Annotated in this window: 22 protein-coding genes and 1 other annotated feature; of the genes, 8 read left to right on the top strand and 14 right to left on the bottom strand. The window is 39.2% G+C overall.

Translation table 11 applies throughout. From position 1 onward, the window contains the following. Positions 1-5: 5 nt before the first annotated feature. Together thiI and AB986_RS16085 are read right to left on the bottom strand one after the other, a co-directional pair. Positions 6-1,208 (bottom strand): tRNA uracil 4-sulfurtransferase ThiI, encoded by a 1,203-nt coding sequence (gene thiI / locus AB986_RS16090; protein ID WP_152671015.1) that lies wholly within the window; start codon positions 1,206-1,208, stop codon positions 6-8. After that, positions 1,208-2,347: a cysteine desulfurase family protein gene (locus tag AB986_RS16085; RefSeq protein WP_048312314.1), complete on the bottom strand. Its 1,140-nt coding sequence runs from the start codon at positions 2,345-2,347 to the stop codon at positions 1,208-1,210. The genes thiI and AB986_RS16085 overlap by 1 nt, the downstream gene beginning before the upstream one ends. 281 nt (positions 2,348-2,628) lie before the next feature. On the opposite strand from AB986_RS16085, the gene brnQ reads away from it, so the two are divergent. Further along, positions 2,629-3,939, top strand: coding sequence for a branched-chain amino acid transport system II carrier protein (brnQ, locus tag AB986_RS16080; RefSeq protein ID WP_048312313.1), 1,311 nt, complete (start codon positions 2,629-2,631; stop codon positions 3,937-3,939). 80 nt (positions 3,940-4,019) lie between these two features. Here the strand turns inward: brnQ and ezrA are convergent, their stop codons facing one another. Continuing rightward, positions 4,020-5,717, bottom strand: a complete 1,698-nt coding sequence (gene ezrA / locus AB986_RS16075; RefSeq protein WP_048312312.1) for a septation ring formation regulator EzrA — start codon at positions 5,715-5,717, stop codon at positions 4,020-4,022. Between the two features lie 223 nt (positions 5,718-5,940). Between ezrA and hisJ the strand changes: the two genes are divergently transcribed. Continuing rightward, entirely contained in the window at positions 5,941-6,774 is an 834-nt protein-coding gene (gene hisJ / locus AB986_RS16070; protein WP_048312310.1) for a histidinol-phosphatase HisJ, read from the top strand. On the opposite strand, the gene refZ is transcribed toward hisJ, so the two are convergent. Then, positions 6,761-7,414: a forespore capture DNA-binding protein RefZ gene (refZ, locus tag AB986_RS16065; RefSeq protein ID WP_048312308.1), complete on the bottom strand. Its 654-nt coding sequence runs from the start codon at positions 7,412-7,414 to the stop codon at positions 6,761-6,763. The two genes, hisJ and refZ, sit on opposite strands and share 14 nt — an antisense overlap. 148 nt (positions 7,415-7,562) lie before the next feature. Here refZ and AB986_RS16060 point away from each other — a divergent pair, with 148 nt between their 5' ends. Further along, on the top strand, positions 7,563-8,048 hold the full coding sequence (locus AB986_RS16060; protein ID WP_048312307.1) for a GAF domain-containing protein: 486 nt from the start codon (positions 7,563-7,565) through the stop codon (positions 8,046-8,048). Positions 8,049-8,095: 47 nt separating this feature from the next. Here the strand turns inward: AB986_RS16060 and megL are convergent, their stop codons facing one another. Then, positions 8,096-9,274 carry a methionine gamma-lyase gene (gene megL, locus AB986_RS16055; protein WP_048312306.1) on the bottom strand — a complete coding sequence of 393 codons (1,179 nt, stop codon included), beginning with the start codon at positions 9,272-9,274 and terminating at the stop codon, positions 8,096-8,098. A 363-nt stretch (positions 9,275-9,637) separates the two neighbouring features. Between megL and rpsD the strand changes: the two genes are divergently transcribed. Next, entirely contained in the window at positions 9,638-10,240 is a 603-nt protein-coding gene (rpsD, locus tag AB986_RS16050; RefSeq protein WP_048312305.1) for a 30S ribosomal protein S4, read from the top strand. 363 nt (positions 10,241-10,603) lie between these two features. Here rpsD and tyrS read toward each other — a convergent pair whose 3' ends face one another. Next, a complete protein-coding gene (gene tyrS / locus AB986_RS16045; protein ID WP_048312303.1) occupies positions 10,604-11,869 on the bottom strand; it encodes a tyrosine--tRNA ligase in 1,266 nt (421 codons plus the stop codon). An 85-nt stretch (positions 11,870-11,954) separates the two neighbouring features. Beyond that, positions 11,955-12,179, bottom strand: a binding site (T-box leader). Positions 12,180-12,318: 139 nt separating this feature from the next. Here tyrS and AB986_RS16040 point away from each other — a divergent pair. Beyond that, positions 12,319-15,531 carry a transglycosylase domain-containing protein gene (locus tag AB986_RS16040; RefSeq protein WP_084006604.1) on the top strand — a complete coding sequence of 1,071 codons (3,213 nt, stop codon included), beginning with the start codon at positions 12,319-12,321 and terminating at the stop codon, positions 15,529-15,531. 36 nt (positions 15,532-15,567) lie between these two features. Here AB986_RS16040 and acsA read toward each other — a convergent pair whose 3' ends face one another. Next, positions 15,568-17,283, bottom strand: a complete 1,716-nt coding sequence (gene acsA / locus AB986_RS16035; protein ID WP_048312301.1) for an acetate--CoA ligase — start codon at positions 17,281-17,283, stop codon at positions 15,568-15,570. Between the two features lie 165 nt (positions 17,284-17,448). Between acsA and AB986_RS16030 the strand changes: the two genes are divergently transcribed. The 3 genes from AB986_RS16030 to AB986_RS16020 are packed head-to-tail and all read left to right on the top strand — an operon-like array spanning position 17,449 to position 19,896. After that, the gene (locus tag AB986_RS16030; RefSeq protein WP_048312299.1) at positions 17,449-18,081 is read left to right on the top strand and encodes a GNAT family N-acetyltransferase; all 633 of its coding nucleotides are present in this window, start codon (positions 17,449-17,451) and stop codon (positions 18,079-18,081) included. A 22-nt stretch (positions 18,082-18,103) separates the two neighbouring features. Beyond that, complete coding sequence (locus AB986_RS16025) at positions 18,104-18,751, top strand: acetoin utilization AcuB family protein (protein WP_048312297.1); 648 nt, start codon at positions 18,104-18,106, stop codon at positions 18,749-18,751. Then, positions 18,748-19,896, top strand: coding sequence for an acetoin utilization protein AcuC (locus AB986_RS16020; RefSeq protein ID WP_048312296.1), 1,149 nt, complete (start codon positions 18,748-18,750; stop codon positions 19,894-19,896). The genes AB986_RS16025 and AB986_RS16020 overlap by 4 nt, the downstream gene beginning before the upstream one ends. Positions 19,897-20,041: 145 nt before the next feature. On the opposite strand, the gene ccpA is transcribed toward AB986_RS16020, so the two are convergent. The 7 genes from ccpA to AB986_RS15980 all read right to left on the bottom strand — a co-directional run bounded on the left by ccpA (position 20,042) and on the right by AB986_RS15980 (position 26,957). After that, positions 20,042-21,052 (bottom strand): catabolite control protein A, encoded by a 1,011-nt coding sequence (gene ccpA / locus AB986_RS16015; RefSeq protein WP_048312294.1) that lies wholly within the window; start codon positions 21,050-21,052, stop codon positions 20,042-20,044. A gap of 399 nt (positions 21,053-21,451) precedes the next feature. Then, entirely contained in the window at positions 21,452-22,552 is a 1,101-nt protein-coding gene (locus AB986_RS16010) for a bifunctional 3-deoxy-7-phosphoheptulonate synthase/chorismate mutase (protein ID WP_048312292.1), read from the bottom strand. A 144-nt stretch (positions 22,553-22,696) separates the two neighbouring features. Continuing rightward, positions 22,697-23,032: a bacillithiol system redox-active protein YtxJ gene (gene ytxJ / locus AB986_RS16005; protein WP_048312290.1), complete on the bottom strand. Its 336-nt coding sequence runs from the start codon at positions 23,030-23,032 to the stop codon at positions 22,697-22,699. 105 nt (positions 23,033-23,137) lie between these two features. Next, entirely contained in the window at positions 23,138-23,566 is a 429-nt protein-coding gene (locus AB986_RS16000) for a YtxH domain-containing protein (protein WP_048312289.1), read from the bottom strand. A 14-nt stretch (positions 23,567-23,580) separates the two neighbouring features. Beyond that, a complete protein-coding gene (locus tag AB986_RS15995) occupies positions 23,581-24,021 on the bottom strand; it encodes a DUF948 domain-containing protein (RefSeq protein WP_048312288.1) in 441 nt (146 codons plus the stop codon). Positions 24,022-24,361: 340 nt separating this feature from the next. After that, positions 24,362-25,666 carry a UDP-N-acetylmuramate--L-alanine ligase gene (murC, locus tag AB986_RS15985; RefSeq protein WP_048312286.1) on the bottom strand — a complete coding sequence of 435 codons (1,305 nt, stop codon included), beginning with the start codon at positions 25,664-25,666 and terminating at the stop codon, positions 24,362-24,364. A 193-nt stretch (positions 25,667-25,859) separates the two neighbouring features. Beyond that, on the bottom strand, positions 25,860-26,957 hold the full coding sequence (locus AB986_RS15980) for a nicotinate phosphoribosyltransferase (protein ID WP_048312285.1): 1,098 nt from the start codon (positions 26,955-26,957) through the stop codon (positions 25,860-25,862). Positions 26,958-26,982 lie beyond the last annotated feature (25 nt).

Below are 26,982 nucleotides of genomic sequence, written 5' to 3'. Positions count from 1 at the left end.
AAGCTTTATAGCAAATCGCTAAATTCTTCGTCTTTTTCATTGATAATAATTGTTTCAACGCCAGCAACAGCTTCCTGCACTAATTCATCTACAGGTAAGTATTGTTCAAATTTGTTCGCATGCTCTCGTTTTGGCTTTGTTTTCGGTGCTTCAGGTAAAAATACGGTACAGCAATCTTCATAAGGGCGAATGGAAATATCATATAAATCAATTGCTCTTGAAATTTTCATGATCTCAAGTTTGTCCATTGAGATAAGCGGACGAAGAATCGGGTAGTTTGTCACTTCATTAATCGTATTCATACTTTGAATCGTTTGGCTTGCAACCTGCCCAAGGCTCTCTCCTGTTGCAATTGCAAGGGCATGATTTTGCTCTGCTAATTTCTCAGTAATACGCATCATCATTCTTCTCATAATTGTCATGCTGTAGTTATCAGGCATTTCTTTCTGGATGGTTTTTTGGGTATTTGTAAATGGTACGATATGAAGACGTATATCTCCACCATAACGTGTTAGAACTTTCACGAGATCTTCAACTTTTTGACGAGATCGTTCGCTAGTAAAAGGAGGACTATGAAAATGAACGGCTTCTACCTTCACTCCTCGCTTCATTGTAAGATACCCAGCAACCGGACTATCAATCCCGCCTGATAACATTAGCATCACTTTGTTGTCCTGAACCGTCGGTAGGCCACCAGCACCAACTGAGTTATTGCAACTCAAATAAGCACCATCTTGCTTAACCTCTACTTTAAGCTCCATACCAGGGTTGTGCACATCTACTGTAAGATTCTCAGTATTCCGAAGAACGAACCCTCCAATATCACGATTCATATCCTGTGAACGGTGTGGGAACTGTTTAAACGGTCGTCTCACCGTTACTTTAAATGTCATGCTTTCCCCTCGCTGTTGATCCTCAACTAGCTGCAATGCTTTCTCTTTAATAAGGTCTAAATCATGCTCCGTCTTAATAGCCACACTAAGCGAATGAATGCCAAACACTGTTTTAAGTTTATTAATAACCGGTTCATGATTTGCTCCATTTAATTTAACGACCATACGATCAAAAGATTGGTGTACTTCAATCGAATCGTAATCCGTTAAAACCTGCTTTACTCTTTTTTTCAAAGAAGTAATAAATCCTTTTCTGTTTTTACCTTTAAGGGAGATCTCCCCGTATCGAATAATAATATGATCATACATAGCTATTACCTCATTACATGTTTTAGTTTAGAAATGGCGTTTTGAAGCTCACTAAGAAATATGCCGATCTGATCGTCAGTTGTATCGTATGACAAGCTAATCCTTATTGCCGTTTTGGCTCTTTCCACCGGAAAACCAGCAGCCGTTAACACATGACTAGTTTCTGTAGCTTTTGAAGAACAAGCAGATCGTGTTGAAACATAGATGTCTTTTTCTTCTAAAGTGTGAATCAAGACTTCTGGCTTTATGCCACGAACCGAAAAATTAATAATGTGTGGAGCCGCAAATCGAGACGTATTAAGTTCAACTTCTGGAATCTCAGGAAGTTCATCGACCAGTTTCTTTCTCCATTCTTCAAGCTTACCCTTCTTTGCATCAGCTGTATCAAAATATAACCTCAGAGCTTTAGCCATCGCAACAATGCCTGGTACATTCTCTGTTCCTGAGCGTATTTCACTCTCCTGCCCACCACCAGATAACAAAGGAAAAAGCGCAATGTTTTTCTTCTTTAGGAGAAGTCCATTTCCTTTTAATCCATGAAATTTATGAGCGGAATAAGAAATGAGATCCGCTTTAACATTATTAAAATCGAGCGGAACCTTCCCTATCCCCTGAACATCATCAATATGGAAGACAGCACGTGATTTCTCTTTAATGATGTGACCGATGTCTTGAATGGGCTGTATCGCACCTATCTCATTATTAACATGCATAATTGAAACAAGTGTTGTCTCAGAAGTAAGGGCATTTTCAAGATCGTGTATGGAAATTTGTCCGTTTGTATCAACTGGAAGATAAGTCACTTCAAAGCCCATGTCTTCAAGCTGGTGAAAAGATTGCATGCTAGAAGCATGCTCAATTTGTGACGTAATGAGATGCTTTCCGCGACTCATATATTGAAGTGCTACACCTTTTATTGCTAAATTGTTACTCTCTGTTCCACCAGAGGTAAAGACAACTTCACTTATCGAAACATTTAATAATTCAGAAATGCTTTTTCTAGCTTGTCTAAGTAGCCTTTCTGCTTCTCCACCTTTTCGATGAAGAGAGGAAGGATTTGCAAAGAAATCTTCTGCTACTGTTCGATAAGCATCTAGAACTTCTCGGTATGGTTTGGTCGTTGCACTATTATCCAAATAAATCATATTATGACACCTTCAGTCATCTTATATTTCCAACTAACAATCTTACCACAGCGTTATAGAAAGACCAAATAAATTCCACATGAATTTTTAGCTGAGGAAATCATTTTAAATCCTATGCATGCCTGGTTAACATTCCCAACAGTCGCTCCCTCCCCGTTATCATTGATGGATAATTATTTGAATAATTAATCATTTCAGAATCATTATGATTTGTCGGTTAATTGTGTTAATATAAAGTCCGAAAATTAGGACAGGTTAAACAGTTTAATCAGGAGGCATTTATGAAAGCAAAATTATCAAATCAAGATACGTTTACAATAGGGTTAATGCTCTTCGCGCTTTTTCTCGGAGCAGGAAACATGATCTTTCCTCCAGCACTTGGTCAAGCTGCCGGTGAAAATATCTGGGTTGCGATTGCTGGTTTTCTTTTTACAGGCGTTGGACTTCCTCTGCTTGGTGTAACCGCCATCGGCTTAACAGGCGGTAGCTTGAATGATATTGCTTCTAAGGTACATCCCGTGTTTGGACTTACCTTCACAGCAGTTCTTTATCTTGCGATTGGACCATTGTTTGGGATCCCTCGTACCGGTACAGTTGCTTTTGAGATTGGTGTCGTTCCTTTCCTAGGTGAATCTACAAACCCTACTGGTCTACCTTTACTTCTTTATACAATAGTCTTTTTCGGGATCACTTTCTTGGTAGCATTGAATCCCACTAGGTTAGTTGATCGGGTAGGTAAATTCCTTACTCCTATGTTAATTCTCGTACTTGGAAGTCTAATTGTCGGTGCGTTCGTTAATCCACCTGGATCACTTTCGCCACCCTCTCCTAACTATGAGAACGGCGTATTTTTCAAGGGATTCCTTGATGGGTATTTAACAATGGATGCCATCGCAGCGCTTGTATTCGGAATTGTGGTCATTAAAGCAGTCAATGATCGAGGCGTAACCGATCGAAAAACGGTTTCTCTAGCAGTTCTAAAGGCAGGTATGATTGCTGCAGTCGGACTAACAGCTATTTACTTATCACTTGCCTATATTGGCGCTACAAGCCTTGATCTTGTAGGGAAAGCCGATAATGGAGGGGAAATTCTCTCACGTGTCGCTAGTTACTTATTTGGATCATTTGGAACAGCATTACTAGGTGCTGCCATTACCTTTGCTTGTTTAACGACTTCAGTAGGGTTAGTAACAGCTTGTGGTGAATACTTCTCGAAGGCGTATCCAAAACTCTCTTATAAAGTAGTGATCCTACTCGTAACGCTGTTTAGTGCATTCGTCGCAAACTTAGGCCTTACACAGCTCATCACATTTACTGTGCCTGTTTTAATCGCAATCTATCCAGTTGCAATCGTACTGATTTTCTTAACCTTCATTAACTATGCGATTCCAGTTCACACCTACGTTTACAGGGGGGCTATCTTACTTACAATCCTGATTAGTATTCCTAACGCAATTGAAGGAGCAGGATTGGTCGAGTTTGGATTCTTGCACGCTTTACCATTATACAGCGAAGGGGTAGGCTGGCTCATTCCTGCAGTTGCTGGTGGAATGATAGGATTCATTATGCTGCAGTACAAACAGAAAAAATAAAGAAAAACGCAGGCATTTGCCTGCGTTTTTCTTTATTAGCTCTTCACATGTTACAAAAAACTCTCCTCATATGAGGAGAGTTATGTTCTAACAGGTTCTCTTACATCATCTTTTAGTGATTGAAGAACTTCAGGATCCACTTTTTCAATGGCTGCTTCAGCTGTTGAAAGAGCTTCATCATATTCGTATCTTCTAAAGTGATCTTCTGCTTTCTGAAGCAATTCATTCATACTTTTGTACTTACCACGATAACGATTACCAAATTGTATTAGTCGTTCAGTTAAGATTGCGTCTTCCACTAACTTCTTGGTTACTTCGGTACTATGTTCAACTGCACGCTCTGCATCTGCTAACACTTCGTTTACTTGATAAATATCTAGCGGTACATCCGATAATCGATCATTTAATTCGATAATGATATCCTCAGCAAGTTCAAAACCGTCTATATAAGATTCTGGTATACCAGGAAGGTTGCTAAGCTTCATCATTCTCCTTGATTCAATCAACCTTCGTTTCAATTCTTTGATTGTTTCAAGTGCTTTTAATTCATCTTTCCTTAACATATGCAAATTCTCTTTCTGGATTTGCATATCGTGATCGATCGTTGCTAGATCCTCTTTGAGTGTCAGAACAGTTTCGGCTAAAGTAGTATACGCCTGTTTATTCCCTTCTACCGCTTCACGAACTGCACTAAACCTAAGATGCATATCTGATATTTTACTCTCAACTTCTTTAATCATCTTAAGTTCTTGCTCTTCTAATCGATAGCTAAGCTGAACAACATTTGTTTCTTCCTGCAAATCTTGAAAATGATTATTCGTTTTAAACAATTCACGCTCGAGTTCTTCCACTTTCTCGGTAACAAGTTGTCTAGCGTCAACTTCAGATTCAAGCTGGTCATAAAGTCCTTCAATACTTCTTCTAACTGCATCGACTTCCGTCTTCACTTCTTCTATATCCGTTTTCTCAATGGCAGAATCCCATTTCACGAGATCAGATTCTACATTCTCAATGTGTTCTTGAATTTCAAGATGATCAAGAACATATCCTTCAGACTCCATAGCAGAAGTGCCATCTTCAAGCTCTTTAAGCTGAGCAGGGATTTGCGTATGAACTAGTGTAATGAGTTCTGGCGTGATCACAATCTTCTCTTGTACTGCAGTTAAACGATCTTGAATTTCTTTCAGTACATCCCTTGCTTCAAGATAATTCCCATCCTCTGTTAACGTTTCATACTGTTGAAGCTTTTGTCTTAGTTCTTCTAACTCAGCTTCTAGCGTAGGAAAAGCTTTACCCAGCGAACGGTTTTGAGAAAGCAATTTCTGTTTCGCTTCTCTGAACACTTCCTGTACTGAAACGATTTCAGTTCGGTTCTGTTCTTCACTAGAAACAAGTTCGTTTATGTCATTTAACATAAGCTCGATTCGTTTTTCAATTTGCTCAAGTCGATCGCGCGTTTCAACAAGCGTGTTTTTGGCTTTTCGAAATTGATATCTCTCAGCTGCATCCTCTGTGTCCATGAGCTGATCTTCAAGATTAGGCAGCTTCACAGCAACAATTTCATCCCACTCTTCACGCCATTTCTCGAATTTCTCTTCCGTTTGGCCTGACATGATAAGCCCTTTTACTTTCGAGATCTCATCGGTCACAGGTCTGTTTAATATATCAATCTTCCATTCCTCAAGACGATCGATTTCATTGTATATTTTTCTTCTCGCAAAAGTGCCGTATAATATGACGGCTACCAATATAATAATCGCAATGACAATATACTCCAACGGAAGCACCCCTTCTTCCACATCATCAATTTATGTAATCATGCTAATTTAGCAGTCTAAATCGTCAGATATAGATCGTTTGTAGACGAATATGTACGAAATTTAGTAATGTTTTTATGATACCATGTAATTACCTGTTTGACTAAGTAAATTCAATATTCGGCATGTAAAATCCTTGATATTATTATAAACTTTTTCATAATCAGAAAGAAGGTGCTTTAGGATGAGTATTTCATATGATGGTCATGTTCACTCTCCATTCTGCCCACATGGAACGACTGATCAATTAGAAGAATATGTTGAAGAAGCAATTACGTTTGGTTATAAAGGAATGACATTTACAGAGCACGCTCCTTTGCCTCAAAATTTCAATGATCCGGTTCCCAATAAGGATAGTGGCATGTCAGAAAAGAACTTAAACGAATACCTTAAAGCTGTACATCAGTTGAAAAGTACCTATGCTGGAAAAATCGAAATAAGATGTGGTCTTGAAATCGATTACATCGAAGGCTTTGAAGATGAGACTAAGCATTTTCTTCAAAGGGTAGGACCTCAGTTAGATGACGCTATTCTTTCTGTTCATTTCATTAAACACGGTGACCAATATACTTGCCTCGACTATAGTCCGACTGCATTTAAAGAGTTGGTAGACTCTCTTGGATCAATTGAAAGCGTCCATCAGAAATATTATGATACTGTATTAAAATCCGTTCACGCTGATTTAGGTATATATAAACCTAGGCGGATAGGCCACATTACTCTTGCAAATAAATTTCAGAAAGAGTTTCCTTTCGAAAGTCGTTTTCAAGCAGAAATATCCTCACTTCTTGATGAAGTAAAAAATCATGGCTATTCCCTTGATTATAATGGGGCTGGAACGGTTAAGCCTCTATGCGGGGAACCCTACCCACCTGATTGGGTGATCAAGGAAGCAATAAATCGAGAAATCCCTCTTGTCTATGGATCTGATGCCCATAGCGCAAAAGGGATAGGTCAGGGAACTGAAATGATCATGACACAAACACTTTCTTCTCCATATAGGGTTAGCCGTTCATAACGAGCGGTCTTACTCCCCAGCTTTCAGTATCGCATATATATAGTTCAATCCATTCCTTTAATTGCTTCGTGTATCGGTCTATAAAGTAATGCTCATGCGGTTGTATATGATGAACTTCAAGTATATATTGGGGATGCAAAAACGGCATAGACAGCATGCCTTTCATTTGCATAATTATATAATCTATTGATTGTGGTCGAAATTCCTTTCTCGCAAAACCAACTTCATATATTTTAGAGAAATAGAACTTCTCCTTTGAAAGGTATGTTGTCATAATCTCACGAACTAGGACAGAATCAAATGTGATTTCTCGATGTACAAAACGAGCCAACTGTCTGTTTTGATGCTGATATTCCATTACACGCTGAATAGCATCGATCAGACATGTTTTCGCTGATTTCATGTCCAGTTGCTGATAGGCCGCTTCAATTTCTTTCACATATCCTTCAAGAAAAGATGTCATAAGATATTCTGCGAGTCCTTTTTTTCCATTAAAATAATAAGAAATTAGCGCCACATTTACTTCGGCTTTGCCTGCAATGTCACGAACAGAAGTACCGTTGAATCCTTTCGTATTAAAAAGTTGAATGGCGGCCTGTATAACACTTCGCTTCGATACTGTATCTCGCTCCTGTTTCACTAGTAACCACCTCCAAATTGATCGATCATTAACATATTCGAGAAATTCTAACCCGTTCCTTTACAAATCGTGCGACAAAATATGTGTATTAACCGTCAGGATTTGATATGATTAGCATAATTTCGAGTTAAGGAAGAGGTGCATTGACGTGTTTGAAGTCGAATCCTATTCAGGAAAAAGAGAAAAAGATTATCAAATGGTTATTAAACAACTAAGAGCGCTGTTAGATGGCGAGCAAAACCAGCTAGCTAATTTGGCAAATGCGTCTGCTTTATTAAATCAGTTTTTGTCTGATGTAAACTGGGTTGGATTCTATCTTTACGAAGAAGAAACAGACCAACTTGTGCTCGGACCGTTCCAGGGACTTCCAGCTTGCGTTCGAATTCAAAATGGAAAAGGCGTTTGTGGGACAGCATCTAAAGAAGGTAAAACGATGAGAATCGAAAATGTACATGAATTTCCTGGCCACATTGCTTGTGACGCTGCTTCGCAGTCTGAAATCGTCGTACCAATATACAAAGCTGACAACTTACTTGGCGTGCTAGATATCGATAGTCCAAATGTAGGACGATTCGACGAAATTGATCAAGAGTATCTAGAAAAGTTCACTTCCGCTTTACAAGATCACCTATAGTACAAAAAAACAGTCTTGGTTCCAATCTGGAGCCAAGACTGTTTTTACTATGCTTCGAGGGCTTGAAGAACGTCTTCCCAAATATCTTCCCATGCTTCGAGTCCAATTGATAATCGAATTAAAGAATCACTGATTCCCATTCTTCTTCGTTCACCTTCAGGAACAACAGCATGCGTCATTGTTGAAGGATGTTGAATTAATGTCTCAGCATCTCCTAGGCTTACGGCAATTTTGATCATTTTTAGCTTATTCATAAATTCTTGTGCTTCCTGCTTCCCTCCATCTAATTCAAAGCTTATTAATCCTCCAGGGTACTTCATTTGTTTCTTTGCAATAGCGTACGAAGGAGATGTTTCAGTTCCAGGATACATAACCTTTTTTACACGTGGATGACTGCTAAGGTTCTCGACAATACTTCTTGCGTTCGCACAATGTCTGTCCATTCGTAATGGTAATGTTTTTAACCCACGTAGTAGCAACCAGGCATCAAACGGAGACAGAATTCCTCCAATGTCCTTCTGGGTGCTTTTTGCAATGGATGTCATCGCATCCTTACTTCCTGCTACAAGTCCCGCTACCACATCTCCATGTCCTCCAATGTATTTCGTTGCACTATGCAACACAATGTCACATCCAAATTCAAGAGGTCTTTGTAAATATGGAGTAGAAAACGTATTATCGACGACAACTTGTATACCATATTCCTTTGCAACTGATACGATCATCTCGAGATCAATCAACTTTAGCGTTGGGTTAATTGGCGTCTCAATATAAATCACAGTTGTGGTAGGGCGAATGGCACTACGAATTTGTTCCACTGAATCTAAAGGAAGTAAATCATGATCTATAGAAAATTTTCCCTCTAGCATTTTAAGTAATCCAAACGTACAGCCATATACTCCTTCAGAACAAAGAATATGGTCTCCTGATTTAACTAGATTCAATAGAACGGCAGAAACGGCTGCCATTCCGGAACCAAACGCTAATCCTGCTTCCGCATTTTCAAGAGATGCAATGCGCTCTTCTAGCATCCGAACAGTAGGATTTCCAAGTCTTGAATAAATGTAGCCCGGATCCTCGCCTGCGAATCTTCGTTCTCCCGCTTCTGCCGTTTCAAAAGTAAACGTGGATGTTTGGTATATTGGTGCCGCTAAACTATTATGATGTGATTTATCTTCATATCCATCGTGAATTGTTCTTGTTTCAAAGCGATGATTGTCTGTCAAAGTATTTCCCCCTTATGATCGGTTTACTCTGTCCTTTATTATTGTAAGCGCTTTCTTAAATAAGGTGAAGGGGTAATCACTTATAATTAGAAATAAAAATTTTGGGTCTCATAACTCTAGTAGTGTTAAAATAGTTACCCAAGTTGACAGAGTAACGTGAAAGAGTTACAATTGCATTTGTGTAAAATAAGAATGGGCAGCAGCGTGACGGGCTGCGATTTCATTGTGTTCCTTTAAATAGGTACGCCGCGTACCCTCCGGCTGTCGAGGTGAAGGCGTGTGAAAACACAATGTGCGCAAACCGGAATCACGACACTGTTTTTATTTTATACCAATCTAAATGGTATAAAGGAGGAGCTAATTATGGCTCGATATACAGGACCAAGTTGGAAGATTTCTCGTCGTCTTGGTATTTCTCTAAGTGGAACAGGTAAAGAATTGGAAAAGCGTCCTTACGCTCCAGGTCAACACGGACCTAACCAGCGTAGAAAGCTTTCTGAATATGGACTTCAGCTTCAAGAGAAGCAAAAGCTTCGTCACATGTACGGCATGACTGAGCGTCAATTCCGTCGTCTTTTCGATGATGCTGGTAAAATGAAAGGTGTTCACGGTGAAAACTTCATGATCCTTCTTGAAGCTCGTCTTGATAACCTTGTTTATCGTATGGGTCTAGCTCGTACTCGCCGTCAGGCTCGTCAGCTAGTTAACCACGGCCACATCACTGTAGATGGCAAACGCGTTGATATCCCTTCTTACCGTGTAGCAACTGGTCAAGTGATCAGTGTTCGTGAGAAGTCTAACAACCTTGACATCATCAAAGAAGCAATCGAAGTAAACAATTTCGTTCCAGAATACCTTACTTTCGATGCAGATAAGCTTGAAGGTACGTTCTCTCGTCTTCCTGAGCGTTCTGAACTTCCTGCTGAAATCACTGAAGCTCTTATCGTTGAGTACTACTCTCGTTAAGCTGTTTCACAAAAACCCCGGAATGGTTTCCGGGGTTTTTATATTGCTTACTAATTGTTAAGGGCTCTTTTCTAAAGGCTCTTTTCTAAAAGATTGTTGTTATGAAAGGATTTTCTTAAAAGAACCTGATTACGCTAATTGGAGCGGAAGAATGCTCGACTCCTGCGGGACTAGCGGGACAGGTGAGACCCCGCAGGAGCGTTAGCGACGAGGAGGCTCACCGCCCGCCCCGCGGAAAGCGAGCATTCTGGAGCGGAAATTGACCAGCTATAGCAACAATGTCTATGAGAAGAGCCTTGTTAATAAATCTTTATAACCAAAAAAGGTGCACTCCTTTATCTAGGAGTGCACCTTTACTATCGATTAATAAGTAAGAAGGAAGTATTTCTTCTTACCTCTTCTAATAATGACATATTGATTCTCGATTTGGTCAGTTTCTGAAATGACTTTATCCATTTCCTGACAGCGTTCGCCGTTAATGTAAACAGCTCCGTTTTTAATATCTTCCCTTGCCTGACGCTTGGAAGGTGAAATGCCCGCTTCAACTAGAAGATCTATCAACCCTTTTTCATGATCTTCTACATGATAAGAAGGAACATCTTTAAAGCCTAATTTGATTTCTTCGGCAGTTAACTGCTTAATATCTCCGCTAAAGAGCGCTTCAGAGATATTTATTGCCTGTTGAAGCTTCTCTTCCCCATGAACGAGCTTTGTAACTTCTTCTGCTAACTTACGATGAGCTTCTCTTTTCTCTGGGGCTTCCTCGTGCTTAGACTCAATGTCTTTAATTTCTTCAATTGTTAAGAAAGTAAAGTAATTAAGGAATTTCACTACATCACGATCATCGGCATTGATCCAGAATTGATAGAATTCATAAGGAGACGTTTTATCAGCGTCTAACCAAATTGCGCCACCTTCAGATTTACCAAATTTGGACCCATCACTCTTCGTTACGAGTGGGAATGTTGCACCAAATGCTTTTGTGGATTCGTCAGTACCTTCTTCTTTACGAATTAATTCAAGACCAGCAGTAATATTGCCCCATTGATCACTACCACCAATTTGAAGGCGACAATTCTCTTGACGGTAAAGTTGAAGGAAGTCATATGATTGCAGAATCATATACGTGAATTCAGTAAAGGAGATACCCGCTTCAAGACGTGAAGTAACTGAATCTTTTGCAAGCATATAATTCAAACCGAAATTCTTACCAACATCACGAAGGAATGGAATAACGTTTAACTCTCCGATCCAGTCGAAGTTGTTTACAGCTTTAGCTGAATTTGCTTGATCACCAAAGTCCAGAAAGCGAGCAAGCTGTCCCTGTAACTTATTCGTCCATTCCTTTACGATATCTTCTGAATTTAATGTACGTTCGTCTGAGCGTCCACTTGGATCTCCAATTAACCCAGTGGCTCCGCCTACAAGCGCAATCGGTGTGTGTCCAGCGAGCTGAAATCTACGAAGAGCTAGAACTGGCAAAAGATGACCGATATGCAGACTATCTGCTGTCGGATCAAAACCAGAATAAAGAGCAATTCTGTTCTCTGTTAATTCCTTTTCTAGACCTTCTCTATCTGTTACTTGATTCAAAAGGCCTCTTGCTTCTAATTCATCCAAAATGTGCATGTTTTCGACTCCTTTTGTTATGAGTTTAATGATAGTCATATGGCGAACGTTGACCAAAAAAGCATATAAAAAACCCGCCCCAGGTAAAAGGGACGAGTTTGATCGCGGTACCACCCTTGTTGAAGAAAGCAATCTTTCTCCCACTCAGTCAGATTAACGGCCTGAACCGTCTAATGCTACACAGACGTTAAGTCTTTCCCATTAGATGCTCATGGAGGTAATTCACATTTTCCTTTATGCTGATTCACACCTACCACCAGCTCTCTGAAAAAGGGAGAAAAACGTTACTTCGTCCAATCAATGCATTTCGTTCTTAAAAATCACTAGTTAAATTATTATCACAAAGGAGAAAATGTGTCAATTTTAACCTACTATCGTTCCTTACCAGTTTATACAAATCTCGACGACATATGCTATAATAAACAGGATTAATTTGAGGGGGTATAAGAATGCGAGAGCTTTTTTCTACTGTCAGGCAGAAGTGGAACGCGTTCATTGATAGATTACAAGAATACAACGTTTTGACCGGCTCGAGAATTGCTTATAAAGTGATCTGGAATCTTTTGTTAATTTTTCTTGTACTTGGTCTAATGGGCACCTTTTTTGCCGGCGGTGTTGGTGCGGGATATTTCGCATCTCTTGTGAAAGATGAACCAATTCGTTCTTATGATGAAATGAAAAAAGATGTCTACAACTACGAAGAAACGAGTGAAGTCTACTTCGCTGGAGACGTCTTTCTTGGAAACTTCAGGTCAGATATTGAACGAAAAGAAGTTGAGTTAAAAGATATTTCACCTCTTCTTCAAAAAGCAGTTATTTCTACAGAGGATGAATATTTTTATGATCATGACGGCATCGTTCCGAAAGCGATCGGACGAGCTGTTCTTCAAGAGGTCACTAATTCAGATGATCGTAGTGGTGGTAGTACACTCACTCAACAGTTAGTGAAAAACCAAATTCTAACGAGAGAAGTGTCATTCGAACGAAAAGCTAAGGAAATGCTGCTAGCTCTCCGTCTCGAGAACTTCTTTAATAAAGATGAAATTCTAGAAGCATACCTCAACATTGTACCTTATGGACGAAATGCATCAGGGAACAATATTGCAGGTGTTCAAGCTGCATCACGGGGAATCTTCGGAGTTGATGCAAGTGAATTAAACTTACCGCAAGCTGCTTTTATTGCTGGTATTCCCAAAAATCCTTATACATACACCCCGTTCACAAACTCTGGGGGAGTTAAAGAAGATCTTTCTGCAGGAATCGAACGAATGGAGTTTGTTCTTTATCGTATGTATCAAGAAGAAACGATTACGGAAGCAGAATACAACAAAGCACTTGAGTATGATATTGAGAAAAATCTAACTGAGTCATCGCCTTCACCAGTAGAAGAATACCCTTACCTTACATTTGAGATTGAAGATCGTGCGAAGCGAGTTCTTGCCGAGCAGATTGCAGATGAAGAAGGATATGATGGAGAAAAACTTGGTAAAAGTTTAGATAACTACAATCAAATTACTTACGAAGCTAACATTTATGGAAAATCAGCTACAGAAGTTGCGAAACAAAAAGAACTAAAATGGAAAGGAATTCAAGAAGATTCAGAGGTCTTTCTCGAATTTATGAGTAACGCAGAAATTGCACTTAGAAAAAACGGTTATAAAATTCATACTACAATTGACAAAGATATGTATGAAGGTATGAATCAAGCAAAAGATGAAGTACTCGATAATCCTAACTATTTTCAGGGAACTAAAACAGTTTCTGTTCAAGATCCTAAAACTGGCGAACTCGTTAACAAAGAGCTTCCAATGGAAGTTGGAAGTATTCTAATTGAAAACAAATCCGGAAAAATCCTATCTTTCATTGGTGGCCGTGACTTCAGTACCGAACAGTTGAATCATGCTACTGGAGCTTATCGCTCTAACGGTTCGACAATGAAGCCGATACTAGACTATGCTCCAGCTATGGAGATGGGGAAAGTTCAACCAGGTTATATTATACCGGACCTTCCTTCTGACGATTTATGGCTGCCTGACAATTACGGAAAGAATTTCCACGGATTAGTAACTGCTCGTAAAGCATTACAACAGTCCTATAACGTTCCAGCTACTAGGATTTATTCAAAGATGGATCCTTATCAAGCTACAAATTATTTAGTGAAAATGGGTTTTAATACGTTAACTCAGCCTGATCGTTCAAATGCTTCCACTTCCATCGGTTCTCTAGATCGTGGAGTTAGCGTAGAAGAGAACACAAATGCGTTTGGCACTTTCGCAAACGGCGGGAAATTCGTCGATGCTTATATGATCGATAAAATAGTGGACAGTGATGGAAATACGATTTTCGAACAAAAACCTGAACCTGTTGAGGTTTTCAGTCCTCAAACAGCTTATCTTACGATTGACATGATGCGCGATGTAATCAGTCAAGGTACCGCTCAAGATATTCCTGGTAAGTTGAAGTTTGCTTCCGATTGGGCAGGTAAAACAGGAACTGGACAAAACTACAAAGATGCCTGGTTTGTTGCCGTTAATCCAAACGTCTCACTTGGTGTTTGGACAGGGTACGATCTTGAATTACCAATGGATCCAAACCTTTATTCTAAACGGAATAAAAACTTATGGGCACTCTTTGCAAATGCAGCATACGACGCAAAACCAGAAATAGTCGATCCAAAGGAATCGTTTAAGATGCCAACTGGAATTGTACGCAGATCATTCTGTGGTATTTCAGGCAAGCTAGCTTCTGATTTATGTCAAAAAGCCGGCCTCGTTCAAACGGATCTATTTAATGCGAAGTATGTTCCCACTGAAGTTGATGACAGCCTCACTGAAGGACGTTACGTCGTGATGAATGGTAATACCTATCAAGCACTTTCAACTACTCCACAGGAGTTTGTATCAAGTGGTGTTATGATTAAAGAAGATTACTTCTCTGGAGTTGATCTTGCACAATTATTACCATCTGAATTTAGTAACCTTAACATTGTCTCAGAAGGGACAACTGCTAAAGAAAATGGCAAGAATCCTGGTGCTGTTGGAGGCGTTTCTATTAGTGGCTCCACATTAAACTGGAGTGCTTCAGGCGAAAGCGATATAGTAGGTTATCGAATCTACCGTGCATCGAATGGTAGCAATTCTTTTACAAAGCTAGGTAGTATCAAGTCTTCAGATGGAAGTTCATTTAGCATTCCCTCTGGTGCTTATGCTTTCTACGTTACAGCAGTTGACGTAGCAGGAAACGAATCTGGACCATCCGCTAAAGTTATAAGTGGCGATTGGTCAAACGAGCCTGAAAAGAAAGAACCAAAACCTAAAGAACCTGAAAACAAGCCCGATCCTGATCATGAACCAGAGCCTGAAGATGAAGGAAATGGAAATGCAAATGGAGATGGCGCCTCTACTAATGAGGAGAATAACAACAGTTCCAATGACTCCAATGAAGCGGATGAGTCTGAGGAATCTACCTCTACAAATAACAATGAAGGCAACAGTAACAATTCTAATAGTAGTGGTAACAGCAACACTTCCAATAGTGGTAACGGTAGTTCCAACGGTAATGGTGGTTCGAATAGTCCGGACGGAAATACAGCACCAAATAACAATTCGAGTAGTCAGAACAATTCTGAAAGCACAGAAACTACGAACAACAGCAATCAATAGAAAAACAGCCTGCAGCAATTGCTGCAGGCTGTTTTATTAATCTTCCATTGTAGATAAATCACCTGTTGGGAGGTCTAATTCCCAAGCTTTTAAGACGCGTCGCATAATCTTACCACTTCTTGTTTTTGGTAACTTATCTCTAAATTCGATTTCACGAGGTGCAGCATGTGCTGCAAGACCCTTTTTCACGAAGTTACGAATTTCCTCCATTAGCTCATCTGTTGGCTCATGTCCATCTCTTAGCGCTATGAAGGCTTTGATAATTTCCCCTCGCACAGGATCAGGCTTACCAATAACACCTGCTTCAGCAACCGCTGCATGCTCAACAAGCTTACTCTCAACTTCAAATGGTCCTACTCTCTCACCCGAAGTCATGATTACATCATCTACGCGACCTTGGAACCAGAAGTATCCATCTTCGTCTTTATAAGCTGAATCACCTGAAACGTACCAATCACCTTTTAGGAAATAGCTTTCATACTTCTCAGGACGATTCCAGATCGCTCTCATCATGGAAGGCCATCCCTTTTTAATTGCTAGATTCCCCATTCGATTAGATGGCAGTTCATTACCCTGATCGTCTACAATCGCTGCATGAACACCAGGAATAGGTTTCCCCATGGAGCCAGGCTTAATTTCCATCGTTGGATAGTTACTAATAAGCTGAGCTCCAGTTTCCGTCATCCACCAGTTATCATGAATGCGCAGTTCCAGAACTTTATTTCCCCACTTAATAACTTCTGGGTTTAACGGCTCTCCAACACTTAGGACGTGGCGTAAAGATGAAAGATCATAACGTTTTACAATTTCATCTCCTGCTCCCATAAGCATACGGAAGGCAGTTGGAGCACTATACCAAACTGATACTTCGTACTTCTCAATTGTTCCGTACCAATCATCTGGGCTAAATCGCCCTCCACGAATGACGTTAGATGTTCCAGCAAGCCACGGCGCAAAAATTCCGTATGAAGTTCCCGTTACCCAGCCAGGATCAGCTGTACACCAGTAAACATCGTCCTCTTTAAGATCAAGCACCCACTTTGCAGTCTGATAGTGCTGTATCATAGCGTTATGAACATGGAGTACGCCTTTCGGTTTTCCAGTCGAACCAGAAGTATAATGAAGAATCATCCCATCTTCGCGATCTACCCATTCAATTTTAAGCTTTTTGTCGGCAGTCTTGAAATGCTTATTAAAGTCTAAATAAGGTCCTTCTTCTTTAATATCATCACCGACAAGTATTACGCTTTCTAAATTTGGCAGCTCTTCAACAGGTACACGTTCAAGTAGTTCAGGCGTTGTAACAAGCACTTTTGCCTCACTATCTTCAAGTCGATCACGAACCGCACCTTCCATGAATGCTTCAAATAAGGGACCAGCAATCGCTCCAAGCTTTAGAGTACCTAGTAGAATAAAATACAGTTCAGGAGAACGTGGCATGAAGATAAATACTCGATCTCCCTTCTCCACGTTCACTTTCTTTAGAACATTACCTGCTTTGTTACTCATTGTTTTCATTTCATTATACGTGTACTTCTCGTCTCTTTTTGGATCCGAAAAATACAGCGCTACTTTGTTCTTTCGATCGGACTCAGCGTGCTTATCAATTGCCTCATAGGCCATATTGACGTTACCTGTTTCATTCCAAGTAAATGCCTTTTCCACGTCTTTCCAATCAAAGTTCTCGTATGTAGCTTTATAATCCTGTAAATTATGATTCCCTAATGTAGCAGAAAGCGGTTTCAATTCCATAATTAATCTCCTCCCTCTCCTTCATTTCTTTCCCTGATAGTATAACATAAATTCCAAATTTTTTAACAAATGACAAAACTTAATGAATTCGCATTGAAACCCCTTACATTTCCTTTGTTTCATGTATAATAAGAGCTGAGGTCATTATTAAAAGGTGGTGACTAAATGGAACATAAGAAAACCTATAATGCAATTGAATGGAACACACCTCACGGAAAGTTAATTATTGAAGGACCTATTTCACCCGACAGACTTGCCTCCTATCATTTACATAGCGATTTGGTAGCATTTCGTCCACCTGCCCAGCAGCATAAGGCACTTGTCGAAATAGCTGGACTTCCAGAAGGTAGAATTATCGTTGCTAGAGAACGAGAAACGATTGTTGGATATGTGACATTTTTATACCCTGATCCGCTCGAGCGTTGGTCAGAAGGGAATATGGATGATTTACTAGAACTTGGTGCGATTGAAGTCATACCAAAATACCGAAACGCTAAAGTTGGCAAAAGTCTGCTAAGAACATCATTCATGGATGATGCAATGAACGATTATATCATCATAACCACTGAATATTACTGGCATTGGGATCTTAAAGGCACCGGTCTATCCGTATGGGATTATCGAAAGGTTATGGAGAAAATGATGAATGCCGGGGGACTTGAGTGGTATGCAACAGACGATCCAGAAATCAGTTCTCACCCAGCAAATTGTTTAATGGCAAAGATCGGAACGAGAATTGATCAGGAATCGATTCAGGCATTTGATCGACTTCGATTCCATAATCGATTCATGTATTAAGAACGAAAAGGAGTGAAATAAGTTGCTCATAGAGGAAATTATGAATCGAAACGTTTTTTCATTAGAAGAGAACCAGACAATAGCAGATGCGATTAAGATGATGCGAGAAAAAAATATCCGTCATCTTCCAATCGTCAATCAAAAAGGGGAACTAACTGGGATTGTTTCGGATCGAGATTTAAAAGATGCAAGTCCTTCGATTCTAGACTCTGATCCAAACAAAGAGGTTCTAGAGTCACCCCTTTCTTCTATTATGAAAAGAGACGTAATTACTGCACACCCATTAGATTTTGTTGAAGAAATTTCAACTATTTTTTATGAGCAACGAATAAGTTCTATTCCAATAGTTGATCAACGAAAGGTTATCGGAATCCTTACTGAAACAGACATGCTACATACGTTAATACTGTTAACTGGAGCACACCAGCCAAGCTCACACATTGAGGTTCAGGTAGCTAATGTATCTGGTAAGCTTGCTGATATCACTCAGATTATAAGCAAACGAAATGTTAACATTATTAGCGTATTAGTTTATCCATGTAGCCATGATGAACAATATAAGAATATCGTCTTTCGTATTCAAACAATGAACCCAACTACCGTTATAAACGATATCAAAAATGAGGGTTATCAAGTACTCTGGCCAAACATGCCGGGTGTGACAAAATGAAATGTGATTCTCTTTTCATTTACTCCAAAGACTATTTAAACTATAAGTTCAGTGACGACCATCCGTTTAACCATATTCGAGTACAGCTAACCCAGGATCTCCTAACCGAAATAAATGCTCTTGCTAGTGAAGAAATGATCGCCCCTCGCATGGCGACTGATCAAGAGATTGCCCTCATTCATGATCCTGCTTATATCGAAGCAGTCAAAAAAGCAAGTAAAGGAGAACTCCCATCAACAACTGCAGCAAACTATGGACTAGGCACAGAAGACACTCCTATTTTTGCGAATATGCATGAAGCTAGTGCCTTGATTGTAGGTGGAACGTTAACTGCAGTCGATGCTGTAATGACTGGTAAATCAACACACGCATTGAACATTGGCGGAGGACTTCATCATGGATTTCGAGGAAAAGCTTCTGGTTTTTGCATATACAACGATAGTTCAATTGCAATTGAGTATATGAAACAAAAATACAATGCTAAAGTTCTTTACGTTGATACCGATGCGCACCATGGTGATGGGGTTCAGTGGGCCTTCTACGATGACCCTAATGTATGCACGCTATCAATCCATGAAACAGGGAGATATTTATTTCCTGGGACAGGTAATCTGAATGAAAAAGGACATGGCAAAGGGTATGGGTTTTCTTTTAATATTCCCATCGATGCTTTTACAGAAGACGAATCATTTCAAGAAGTGTACGAAGCTTCCTTTCGAAAAGTCATTGAGTTTTTTAAACCGGATGTTATTCTAACCCAAAACGGTGCCGATGCTCATTATTACGACCCGTTAACACATCTATCCGTATCAATGGCAACCTACGAATTCATTCCTAAACTCGCACATGAACTTGCGCATGAATACTGCAATGGGAAATGGATTGCCGTCGGCGGGGGAGGATATGATGTGTGGAGAGTCGTTCCTCGTGCGTGGTCTAGAATTTGGCTAGAAATGAAAGGGCTTACCATTTCAGGAAGTCTTCCAAAAACCTGGCTCGAACGCTGGCAAGCTCATTCTCCTCTTGAATTACCAGCACACTGGCATGATCAAAAGAATTTATATGATCCTATTCCAAGGAAACAGGAGATAACAGAAAAAAACAAGCTCACTGTCGAACGTGCGCTATATCAAATTGTTAATTAAAACGCTCTTTTCTAAAAAATTATTGTTTTTAAACAATTTTTTTAAAACAACATTTAGTGATTGGAGCGGAAATTAACTCACTTTTATAGCAACAACGTATACAAAAAGAGCCATTAAAAAAACGAGCCGATCGGCTCGTTTTTTGCTATTCTTCATTATGCATTGTTGAATTACGATGCTGCAATCTGTGTGGAAGCACAACCGTTTGATCTTCAACTGTCTCTTTGTTCATTAGCTTCGTAAGTAAACGCATAGCAACGGCACCAATGTCATACATTGGTTGAACTACTGTAGATAGTGTTGGACGGACCATTGTCGCAAGACGAGTGTTATCGAATCCAACTACTTCGAAATCTTCAGGTACATTAAATCCGTTGTCCTGAGCTGCATGAATGACGCCTAGGGCCATTTCATCTGTACCAGCAAAGATAGCTGTTGGTTTCTCACTTAGCTCAAGGAAGCCTTCCATCGCTTCTATACCAGAATCATACGTGTAGTCACCGATAGCAACACAATCTTCGTTAACTTGCATGCCTGCATCTTCAAGTGCTTTACGATAGCCGAGGAATTTCTCCTCACCATTAATCGGATCTTCTAGTGGTCCACTAACAAGACCAATCTTCTTATGACCTTTGTTAATAAACTCAGTTACAAGTTCGTATGCCGCTTTTTGATAGTCAATGTTAACAGAAGGAATCTCCTGCCCCTTTTCAAGTGTTGCAGCTAATACAACCGGAACAGGAGAGCGCTTAAATTCTTCTACATGCTCTTCGGTAATTTTTCCACCCATAAATACAATACCATCAACCTGTTTACCTAGCATTGTATTAAGAAGATGAATTTCTTTCTCTTTGTTTTGATCTGAATTACTTAGAATAATATTATATTTATACATCGTCGCAATGTCTTCAATTCCACGCGCTAACTCTGCGAAGAAAATACTCGAAATATCGGGAATAATAACCCCTACTGTTGTTGTTTTCTTACTAGCTAGTCCTCTTGCCACGGCATTTGGACGGTACCCTAGTCTCTCAATTGCTTCAAGAACTTTCTTTCTAGTGGCAGGCTTTACATTTGGGTTACCATTTACAACCCTTGATACAGTTGCCATTGATACTCCCGCTTCTTTTGCTACGTCATAAATCGTTGTATTCACAATAATCCTCCTTCATGCTCTTTCGGACTTTAATTTACTTAATGATACGATACTATTTGTTTCACTGCAAACGTTAACCTTATATCTACTATCGCTAATGAACGAATCTAAATGTCTGCCTCTACAAGTGGTATGTAAACTATTTCACAAATACATACTTTATTAAAGATAGCATATTTACTCACTTTTTGCTTTAGATAAGAATTAATTTTTATGGACAATCTACGAAATCTAATCAAAAACGACTTATATGCTATATGATGACACGTTAACATAGATTTATTCAATTTATAAAAAGGAGATGGATTTTTCATTCTATCAATCATTTAAGATTTTAAGCGAAGGCTATGTGAATGAACAATAGCTCTAACATAGCCTAAGCGAAAAAAAACCTTCTACTTATAAAGTAGAAGGTGTAACTTTCGCAGGATTGAATAATCCGCTTGTTTTAAGATCATCAACAAATTTCTCGTATTGTGGAATATCTAGCTGCTGTGCTGCATCCGATAGAGCTACTGCTGGATCTGGATGTACTTCTACCATGATACCATCAGCTCCAATCGCTAGACCTGCCTTAGCTGCTGGAAGAAGAAGATCTTTACGTCCAGTCGAATGTGTTACGTCTACGAGTACTGGTAAATGAGTTTCCTGCTTAAGGATTGGAACAGCCGTAATATCTAGTGTATTACGCGTTGCTTTCTCATACGTTCTAATTCCTCTTTCGCAAAGCATAACCTGTGTATTCCCGTTGGATACAATGTACTCTGCTGCGTTAATAAATTCTTGAATAGTAGCTGACAGCCCTCTCTTTAGAAGAACCGGTTTGTCTACAGAACCTGCTGCTTTAAGAAGTTCAAAGTTCTGCATGTTTCTTGCACCAATTTGGATAACGTCAACGTACTTAACAGCCATTTCAATATCCGCAGGGTTTACAATTTCACTAACAACAGCAAGATCATACTCATCAGCCACTTGCTTAAGAATCTTCAGACCTTCTTCACCAAGCCCTTGGAAATCATATGGTGATGTACGTGGCTTAAATGCTCCTCCACGAAGCATTTTGAAACCTTGCTTCTTAACAGCTTTTGCTACTTCAGCAACCTGCTCGTAACTTTCTACTGCACATGGCCCAGAAATAAGAACTTGCCCACCGTTTCCGATTTTTTCACCTTTAATGTCGATGACAGTGTTATCGGGTTGTCTCTTTCTTGATACTAAAAGAGCTTTACGGTGATCATCTTCTTGAAGCTCAAGGCTTGCCTTAAAAATTTCTTTAAAAATATGCTGAAGAGTGGAAGTGTCAAACGGTCCACGATTTTTCTCTGAAAGTAAATCAAGCATTTTACGTTCTCGTACCGGATCGAAACGATTGATCCCCTGTGCTTTTTTTACTCTACCTATCTCTTTTGCCAACTCAGCTCGCTCATTAATTAAATCAAGCAACTGTAGGTTAATATCGTCTAACTTCTCTCTCAACTCATCAATCTGGATATTCGCCATACTATCTCCACTCCTTATCTGTTTAGGTGATTAGGGTCATTATATACGATGAAAAATAAAATGTCACTACTTTTCTTTTAATTCTTAAACGCTTTTAAGCATTAAACCATGTCAGTGAAATAAAAACGGCTAGTATGAGCCGTTTTATTTCAAATATTGTTTCGCAGCATCTGATAAGGAAGAATAAGTGATACGCCAGTGTGAATCATTCCAAACAACGTGATCACCATTAAAGACAAGAGCTTGGGGCGACTGGTGTTTAACGCCAAATGTATCAGCAACTTCTCCTGACAGTTCTCTCGATTCTTGGACATTTAAATAGTAAACTTCTTGATTTATATCTTGTGAAAACTTCTCGAATTCCTCGAATGCCTGAGCACTAATTGGACATGTTGTGCTATTTTTAAAAAGTAAAAATGCATTGTTATTTTCTTTCACGCTTTTAAATTCTTCAGAAGTTGATAGTTTTGTTATAGCCATGTGTAAATCCCCTTTCTGATTTCTATGTCTATTATAAAAGAAAGCACCGAAAAAGAAAAAGAAGAAGCCTTATGCTTCTTCTTTTGTAACACGATACACTTCTTATTAAGGTTTTGTTGGATTCTCCATTGAAGCAGGCTCTTCCTCAGAGAAATGGTCATTAAGGTCCTGTTGGAAGCTTTCCACATCCTCATCAGCTTGAGCACGAATAGCGTCATTTTCTTCTGTTTCTAAGTTTCTGTCTTTGATTTTAGATACAAGCGTATTGGATTGATCAGAAACTTGCTTGTAAATTGTATTGGATTTCTCTTTTGCACGGTTAGCGAAATCTGAACTGCGCTCTACTGCTGAATCACGGAATTGAGATGTTTTTTCTTTAACTACTCCAGCTTGTTGGTTAAGATCGCTTCTTAGCTCTTTACCTGACTTAGGTGCAGATAATAATGCAGCCGCAGCTCCTACAATCCCACCGATTAGTGAACCGATAATAAAATCTTTCGTATTAATATTGTTGTTGTTATTGTTATCTGACATATAAATACCTCCTATTATTTTGAATCAATATACTGATCTGTTGCTTTTTTCTTAACTTGCCATTTTTGCCAAATTTGCATAGCCGCATTACCCCATTGAACTACTTTAGTTACTTGTTCAGATTGGCGCTCTGCCTCTTCTGTTACTTTACCGGTAATATTCTGGAATGAATGATTCATCTTCCCAAGTGATGTCCCGACTTCTTTTACTTGTACGAAAACAGTATCCAGCGCTTCAGATTTACCCTGAATATCCTCTGCAAGCAAGTTTGTCTTATGTAACAATGCAGTTGTTTCGGTTGTTAAACCATTCATTTGTTTTTCAAGGCTATCAAGTGTTTTCGCGGTATTACTAAGGGTGTCCTTTAAAGATTTTAACGTTTGGGCCACAAAATAAACAAGTACTGCAAATGCAATTGCGATAATAGCTACACTTAAATAAAGTATTATTTCCATATGTGTTGGCACCTCCCTTTTTTTAATCTGTTCCCTTGTTTACTTTCAACTAAACACACGCTTATCATTTCACAGGTATAAGTAAAATGAGTCCACCTTACTACGTACAATTCGTTACACGTTTCATTATTCCTTTTTTAATTTTTTTTATAACATCTCTGATTTGTTTAGCAAAAGCGATTATCAAAACCTTAACCAAAAAAAGAAAAGGCTCTTGAGCCTTTTCTTTAAATAGATGTTTTCTCTGCTTCATATGCTTCTTGGTATTTCTGGATATCACCAGCACCCATGAAAAGAAGCACACCATGATTGTGTTCACTTAATTGCTTGAGCCTTTTCTTTAAATAGATGTTTTCTCTGCTTCATATGCTTCTTGGTATTTCTGGATATCACCAGCACCCATGAAAAGAAGCACACCATGATTGTGTTCACTTAATTGTTGGATGGATTCTTCTGTAATTAGATGTGAATTAGGAATTTTTTCCATCAACTGGTCTATCTTTAACTGACCAGAATCTTCACGTGCAGATCCGAAAATATCACACAAATAAACGACATCTGCTTCTTTTAAAGTATCAGCAAATTCATTTAGGAATGTCTTCGTTCGAGTAAACGTATGCGGTTGAAAAATCGCTACTACTTCACGATCTGGATACTTTTGTTGAGCTGATTCAATAGTTGCTTTAATTTCAGTAGGGTGATGTGCGTAATCATCAATTAGAACCTGACCATCAACCACCTTTTCAGTGAACCTACGCTTAACACCTTCAAAGTTCATTAACTGAGCTGCAACAGCATCACCAGGGAGATTCTCGTAATGGCAAAGAGCAACGACTGATAAAGCATTCAACACGTTGTGCTTGCCATACATAGGAATTTGGAACGTACGATAGTAATCATCACGCACATGTACATCAAACGTTGTTCCATTCTCATCTATTTTAATATTTGTTGCTTGGAAATCGTTTTGGTCATCAAATCCATAAAATACTACAGGTACTTTGGTCTGGATTTGCTGTAAATACGCATCATCTCCATAAGCAATAATACCCTTTTTCACAAGCATTGCCATATCCTGGAATGCTGAAAACACATCATCGACATCTACAAAATAGTCTGGATGGTCAAAATCGATATTTGTCATAATGGCATAGTCCGGCTGATATGATAAAAAGTGACGACGGTATTCACAAGCCTCAAATACAAAATACTGACTGTCTTTGACGCCTCTTCCAGTGCCATCTCCAATTAGGTAAGAAGTTGGCTCAGCAGCGCCTACAACGTGTGAAAGCAAACCAGTTGTCGACGTTTTCCCGTGAGAACCAGTTACCGCAATACTAGTGAACTTTTGAATAAAGTCACCAAGAAACTTATGATAACGATAGACAGGAAGGTTCAGTTCTTTTGAGCGTACTAACTCTTCATGCTGATCATCAAATGCATTGCCGGCGATAATAATCATATCTTCTTTTATATTTTCTTCTCCAAAGGGGAGAATAGTGATACCTTTTTGTTCAAGGGCCTCCTGAGTAAAAAAACGTTTATCTACATCTGATCCCTGTACGTTATAACCCATATCATTAAGGATTTGTGCTAGGGCACTCATACCGGATCCCTTAATGCCAACAAAGTGATATATAGTCATTTCAGAACCTCCACACTTTCATTTCTTCTCCGCTTAACCTTCTTTAGTATATGATGTCATTACAAGTATGCTCTGCTTTTCTTTTCAATACTACATTATAGCAGAAAAAGAGACAGGCCTACAATATAAATTATTTCATTAAAGAATCGATACGGGCGCAAAAAAGACAGGATTTTGTTCCTGTCTTTTTTGGTTATTCAACACGCTCTAGGCGTGGATTATGACGGTATTTTCTACCAGCTTTAGCTTCTGGCTCATCATCAAGAATCACATTGTCACCTGTAAAACCTATGTCTACCTTAAGTAGGCTACTACCTACTCCATAAATATCAACGGGAACATTCTGAGATTCGAATGTTCTTATTCTTTCTTCAGTAAAGCCACCGCTTACTACAATTTTGACGTGGCTATAGCCTTCTTCATCAAGTGCTTCTCTTAAAGCAAAAATTAGCTCAGCATTTACACCCCTAGGGTCAAAAGTACCTAGCACATCCGGGTTTCTCCAGAAATACTGATCAACCATTGTACGAGATGTATCTACACGTACGCCCTTTAATGTATCACCGAATTCCCTAGCAACTCGTAAAGCATCTTTTACAACGTCATTATTGTAATCAACTAGAGCAATTAATTCATCTTCAGGATACTTAGCATAATACGCTTTAGATGCCTCAACTACATCACCTTTGAACAATTGAATAAGTGCGTGAGGCATTGTACCCATTCCTCTTTTTCCCCACCATTCGTTCATTGCATGAGTAGCCTGTGCAGTAGAACCACCAATATAAGAAGCATACCCATCTCCAGCCTGCTGGGTGTAGTGATCGTCACGGTCACCCATGAAGATAACAGGCTTCTGTATGCCAGACGAGCGAGCAGCTTTAACTACATGATATACATTGGTAGCGACAGAAGTCCTTCTGCCTAGAATACCATCGATTATTCCTTCGAGAAAACCAAAGTTTTGATAAGGTCCTTTGATTTTGAGAACCGTTTCGAATGGTGAAATTTTATCTCCATCTTTAAGAGAGTCGATTTCAAGGTCGTCTGGATTTTTGGCAAATGTTTTAATCAATGCAATTGCTTCATCTGTTCCACAAAGCACTGCGTCGTGTTTTTGAAAGAACTGCATGGTAACCACGTTATCTGGTTTGAACTCTTCCACAATCTCACATGTTTTTAGAAAGTATACTGCAGAAAACCATCCTTCTCTTACACGCTCATCAAATTTAAAGGTTCGATTTGTTAGCCTTTTTATTTTGCCTTGCATCTTAAGTTCAATTTCTTTCATAATGGGGCTCCTTCAAGTAGTTTCG

It is taken from the genome of Guptibacillus hwajinpoensis (assembly GCF_001039475.1).
Classification (GTDB): Bacteria; Bacillota; Bacilli; order Bacillales; family Guptibacillaceae; genus Guptibacillus; species Guptibacillus hwajinpoensis.
Note: the sequence above shows the minus strand (reverse complement) of the source record. Positions and strands in the feature narration are given on the sequence as shown.

Bases quoted from the DNA above. Each gene is read 5' to 3' on its own strand.
- hisJ (WP_048312310.1), top strand. From the start codon at position 5,941: ATGAGTATTTCATATGATGGTCATGTTCACTCTCCATTCTGCCCACAT.
- AB986_RS16030 (WP_048312299.1), top strand. From the start codon at position 17,449: ATGGAACATAAGAAAACCTATAATGCAATTGAATGGAACACACCTCAC.
- ytxJ (WP_048312290.1), bottom strand. From the start codon at position 23,032: ATGGCTATAACAAAACTATCAACTTCTGAAGAATTTAAAAGCGTGAAA.
- AB986_RS16010 (WP_048312292.1), bottom strand. From the start codon at position 22,552: ATGGCGAATATCCAGATTGATGAGTTGAGAGAGAAGTTAGACGATATT.
- brnQ (WP_048312313.1), top strand. From the start codon at position 2,629: ATGAAAGCAAAATTATCAAATCAAGATACGTTTACAATAGGGTTAATG.
- rpsD (WP_048312305.1), top strand. From the start codon at position 9,638: ATGGCTCGATATACAGGACCAAGTTGGAAGATTTCTCGTCGTCTTGGT.
- acsA (WP_048312301.1), bottom strand. From the start codon at position 17,283: ATGGAATTGAAACCGCTTTCTGCTACATTAGGGAATCATAATTTACAG.
- AB986_RS16085 (WP_048312314.1), bottom strand. From the start codon at position 2,347: ATGATTTATTTGGATAATAGTGCAACGACCAAACCATACCGAGAAGTT.
- AB986_RS16040 (WP_084006604.1), top strand. From the start codon at position 12,319: ATGCGAGAGCTTTTTTCTACTGTCAGGCAGAAGTGGAACGCGTTCATT.
- murC (WP_048312286.1), bottom strand. From the start codon at position 25,666: ATGACTATATATCACTTTGTTGGCATTAAGGGATCCGGTATGAGTGCC.
- AB986_RS16000 (WP_048312289.1), bottom strand. From the start codon at position 23,566: ATGTCAGATAACAATAACAACAACAATATTAATACGAAAGATTTTATT.
- AB986_RS16020 (WP_048312296.1), top strand. From the start codon at position 18,748: ATGAAATGTGATTCTCTTTTCATTTACTCCAAAGACTATTTAAACTAT.
- AB986_RS15995 (WP_048312288.1), bottom strand. From the start codon at position 24,021: ATGGAAATAATACTTTATTTAAGTGTAGCTATTATCGCAATTGCATTT.
- AB986_RS15980 (WP_048312285.1), bottom strand. From the start codon at position 26,957: ATGAAAGAAATTGAACTTAAGATGCAAGGCAAAATAAAAAGGCTAACA.
- tyrS (WP_048312303.1), bottom strand. From the start codon at position 11,869: ATGCACATTTTGGATGAATTAGAAGCAAGAGGCCTTTTGAATCAAGTA.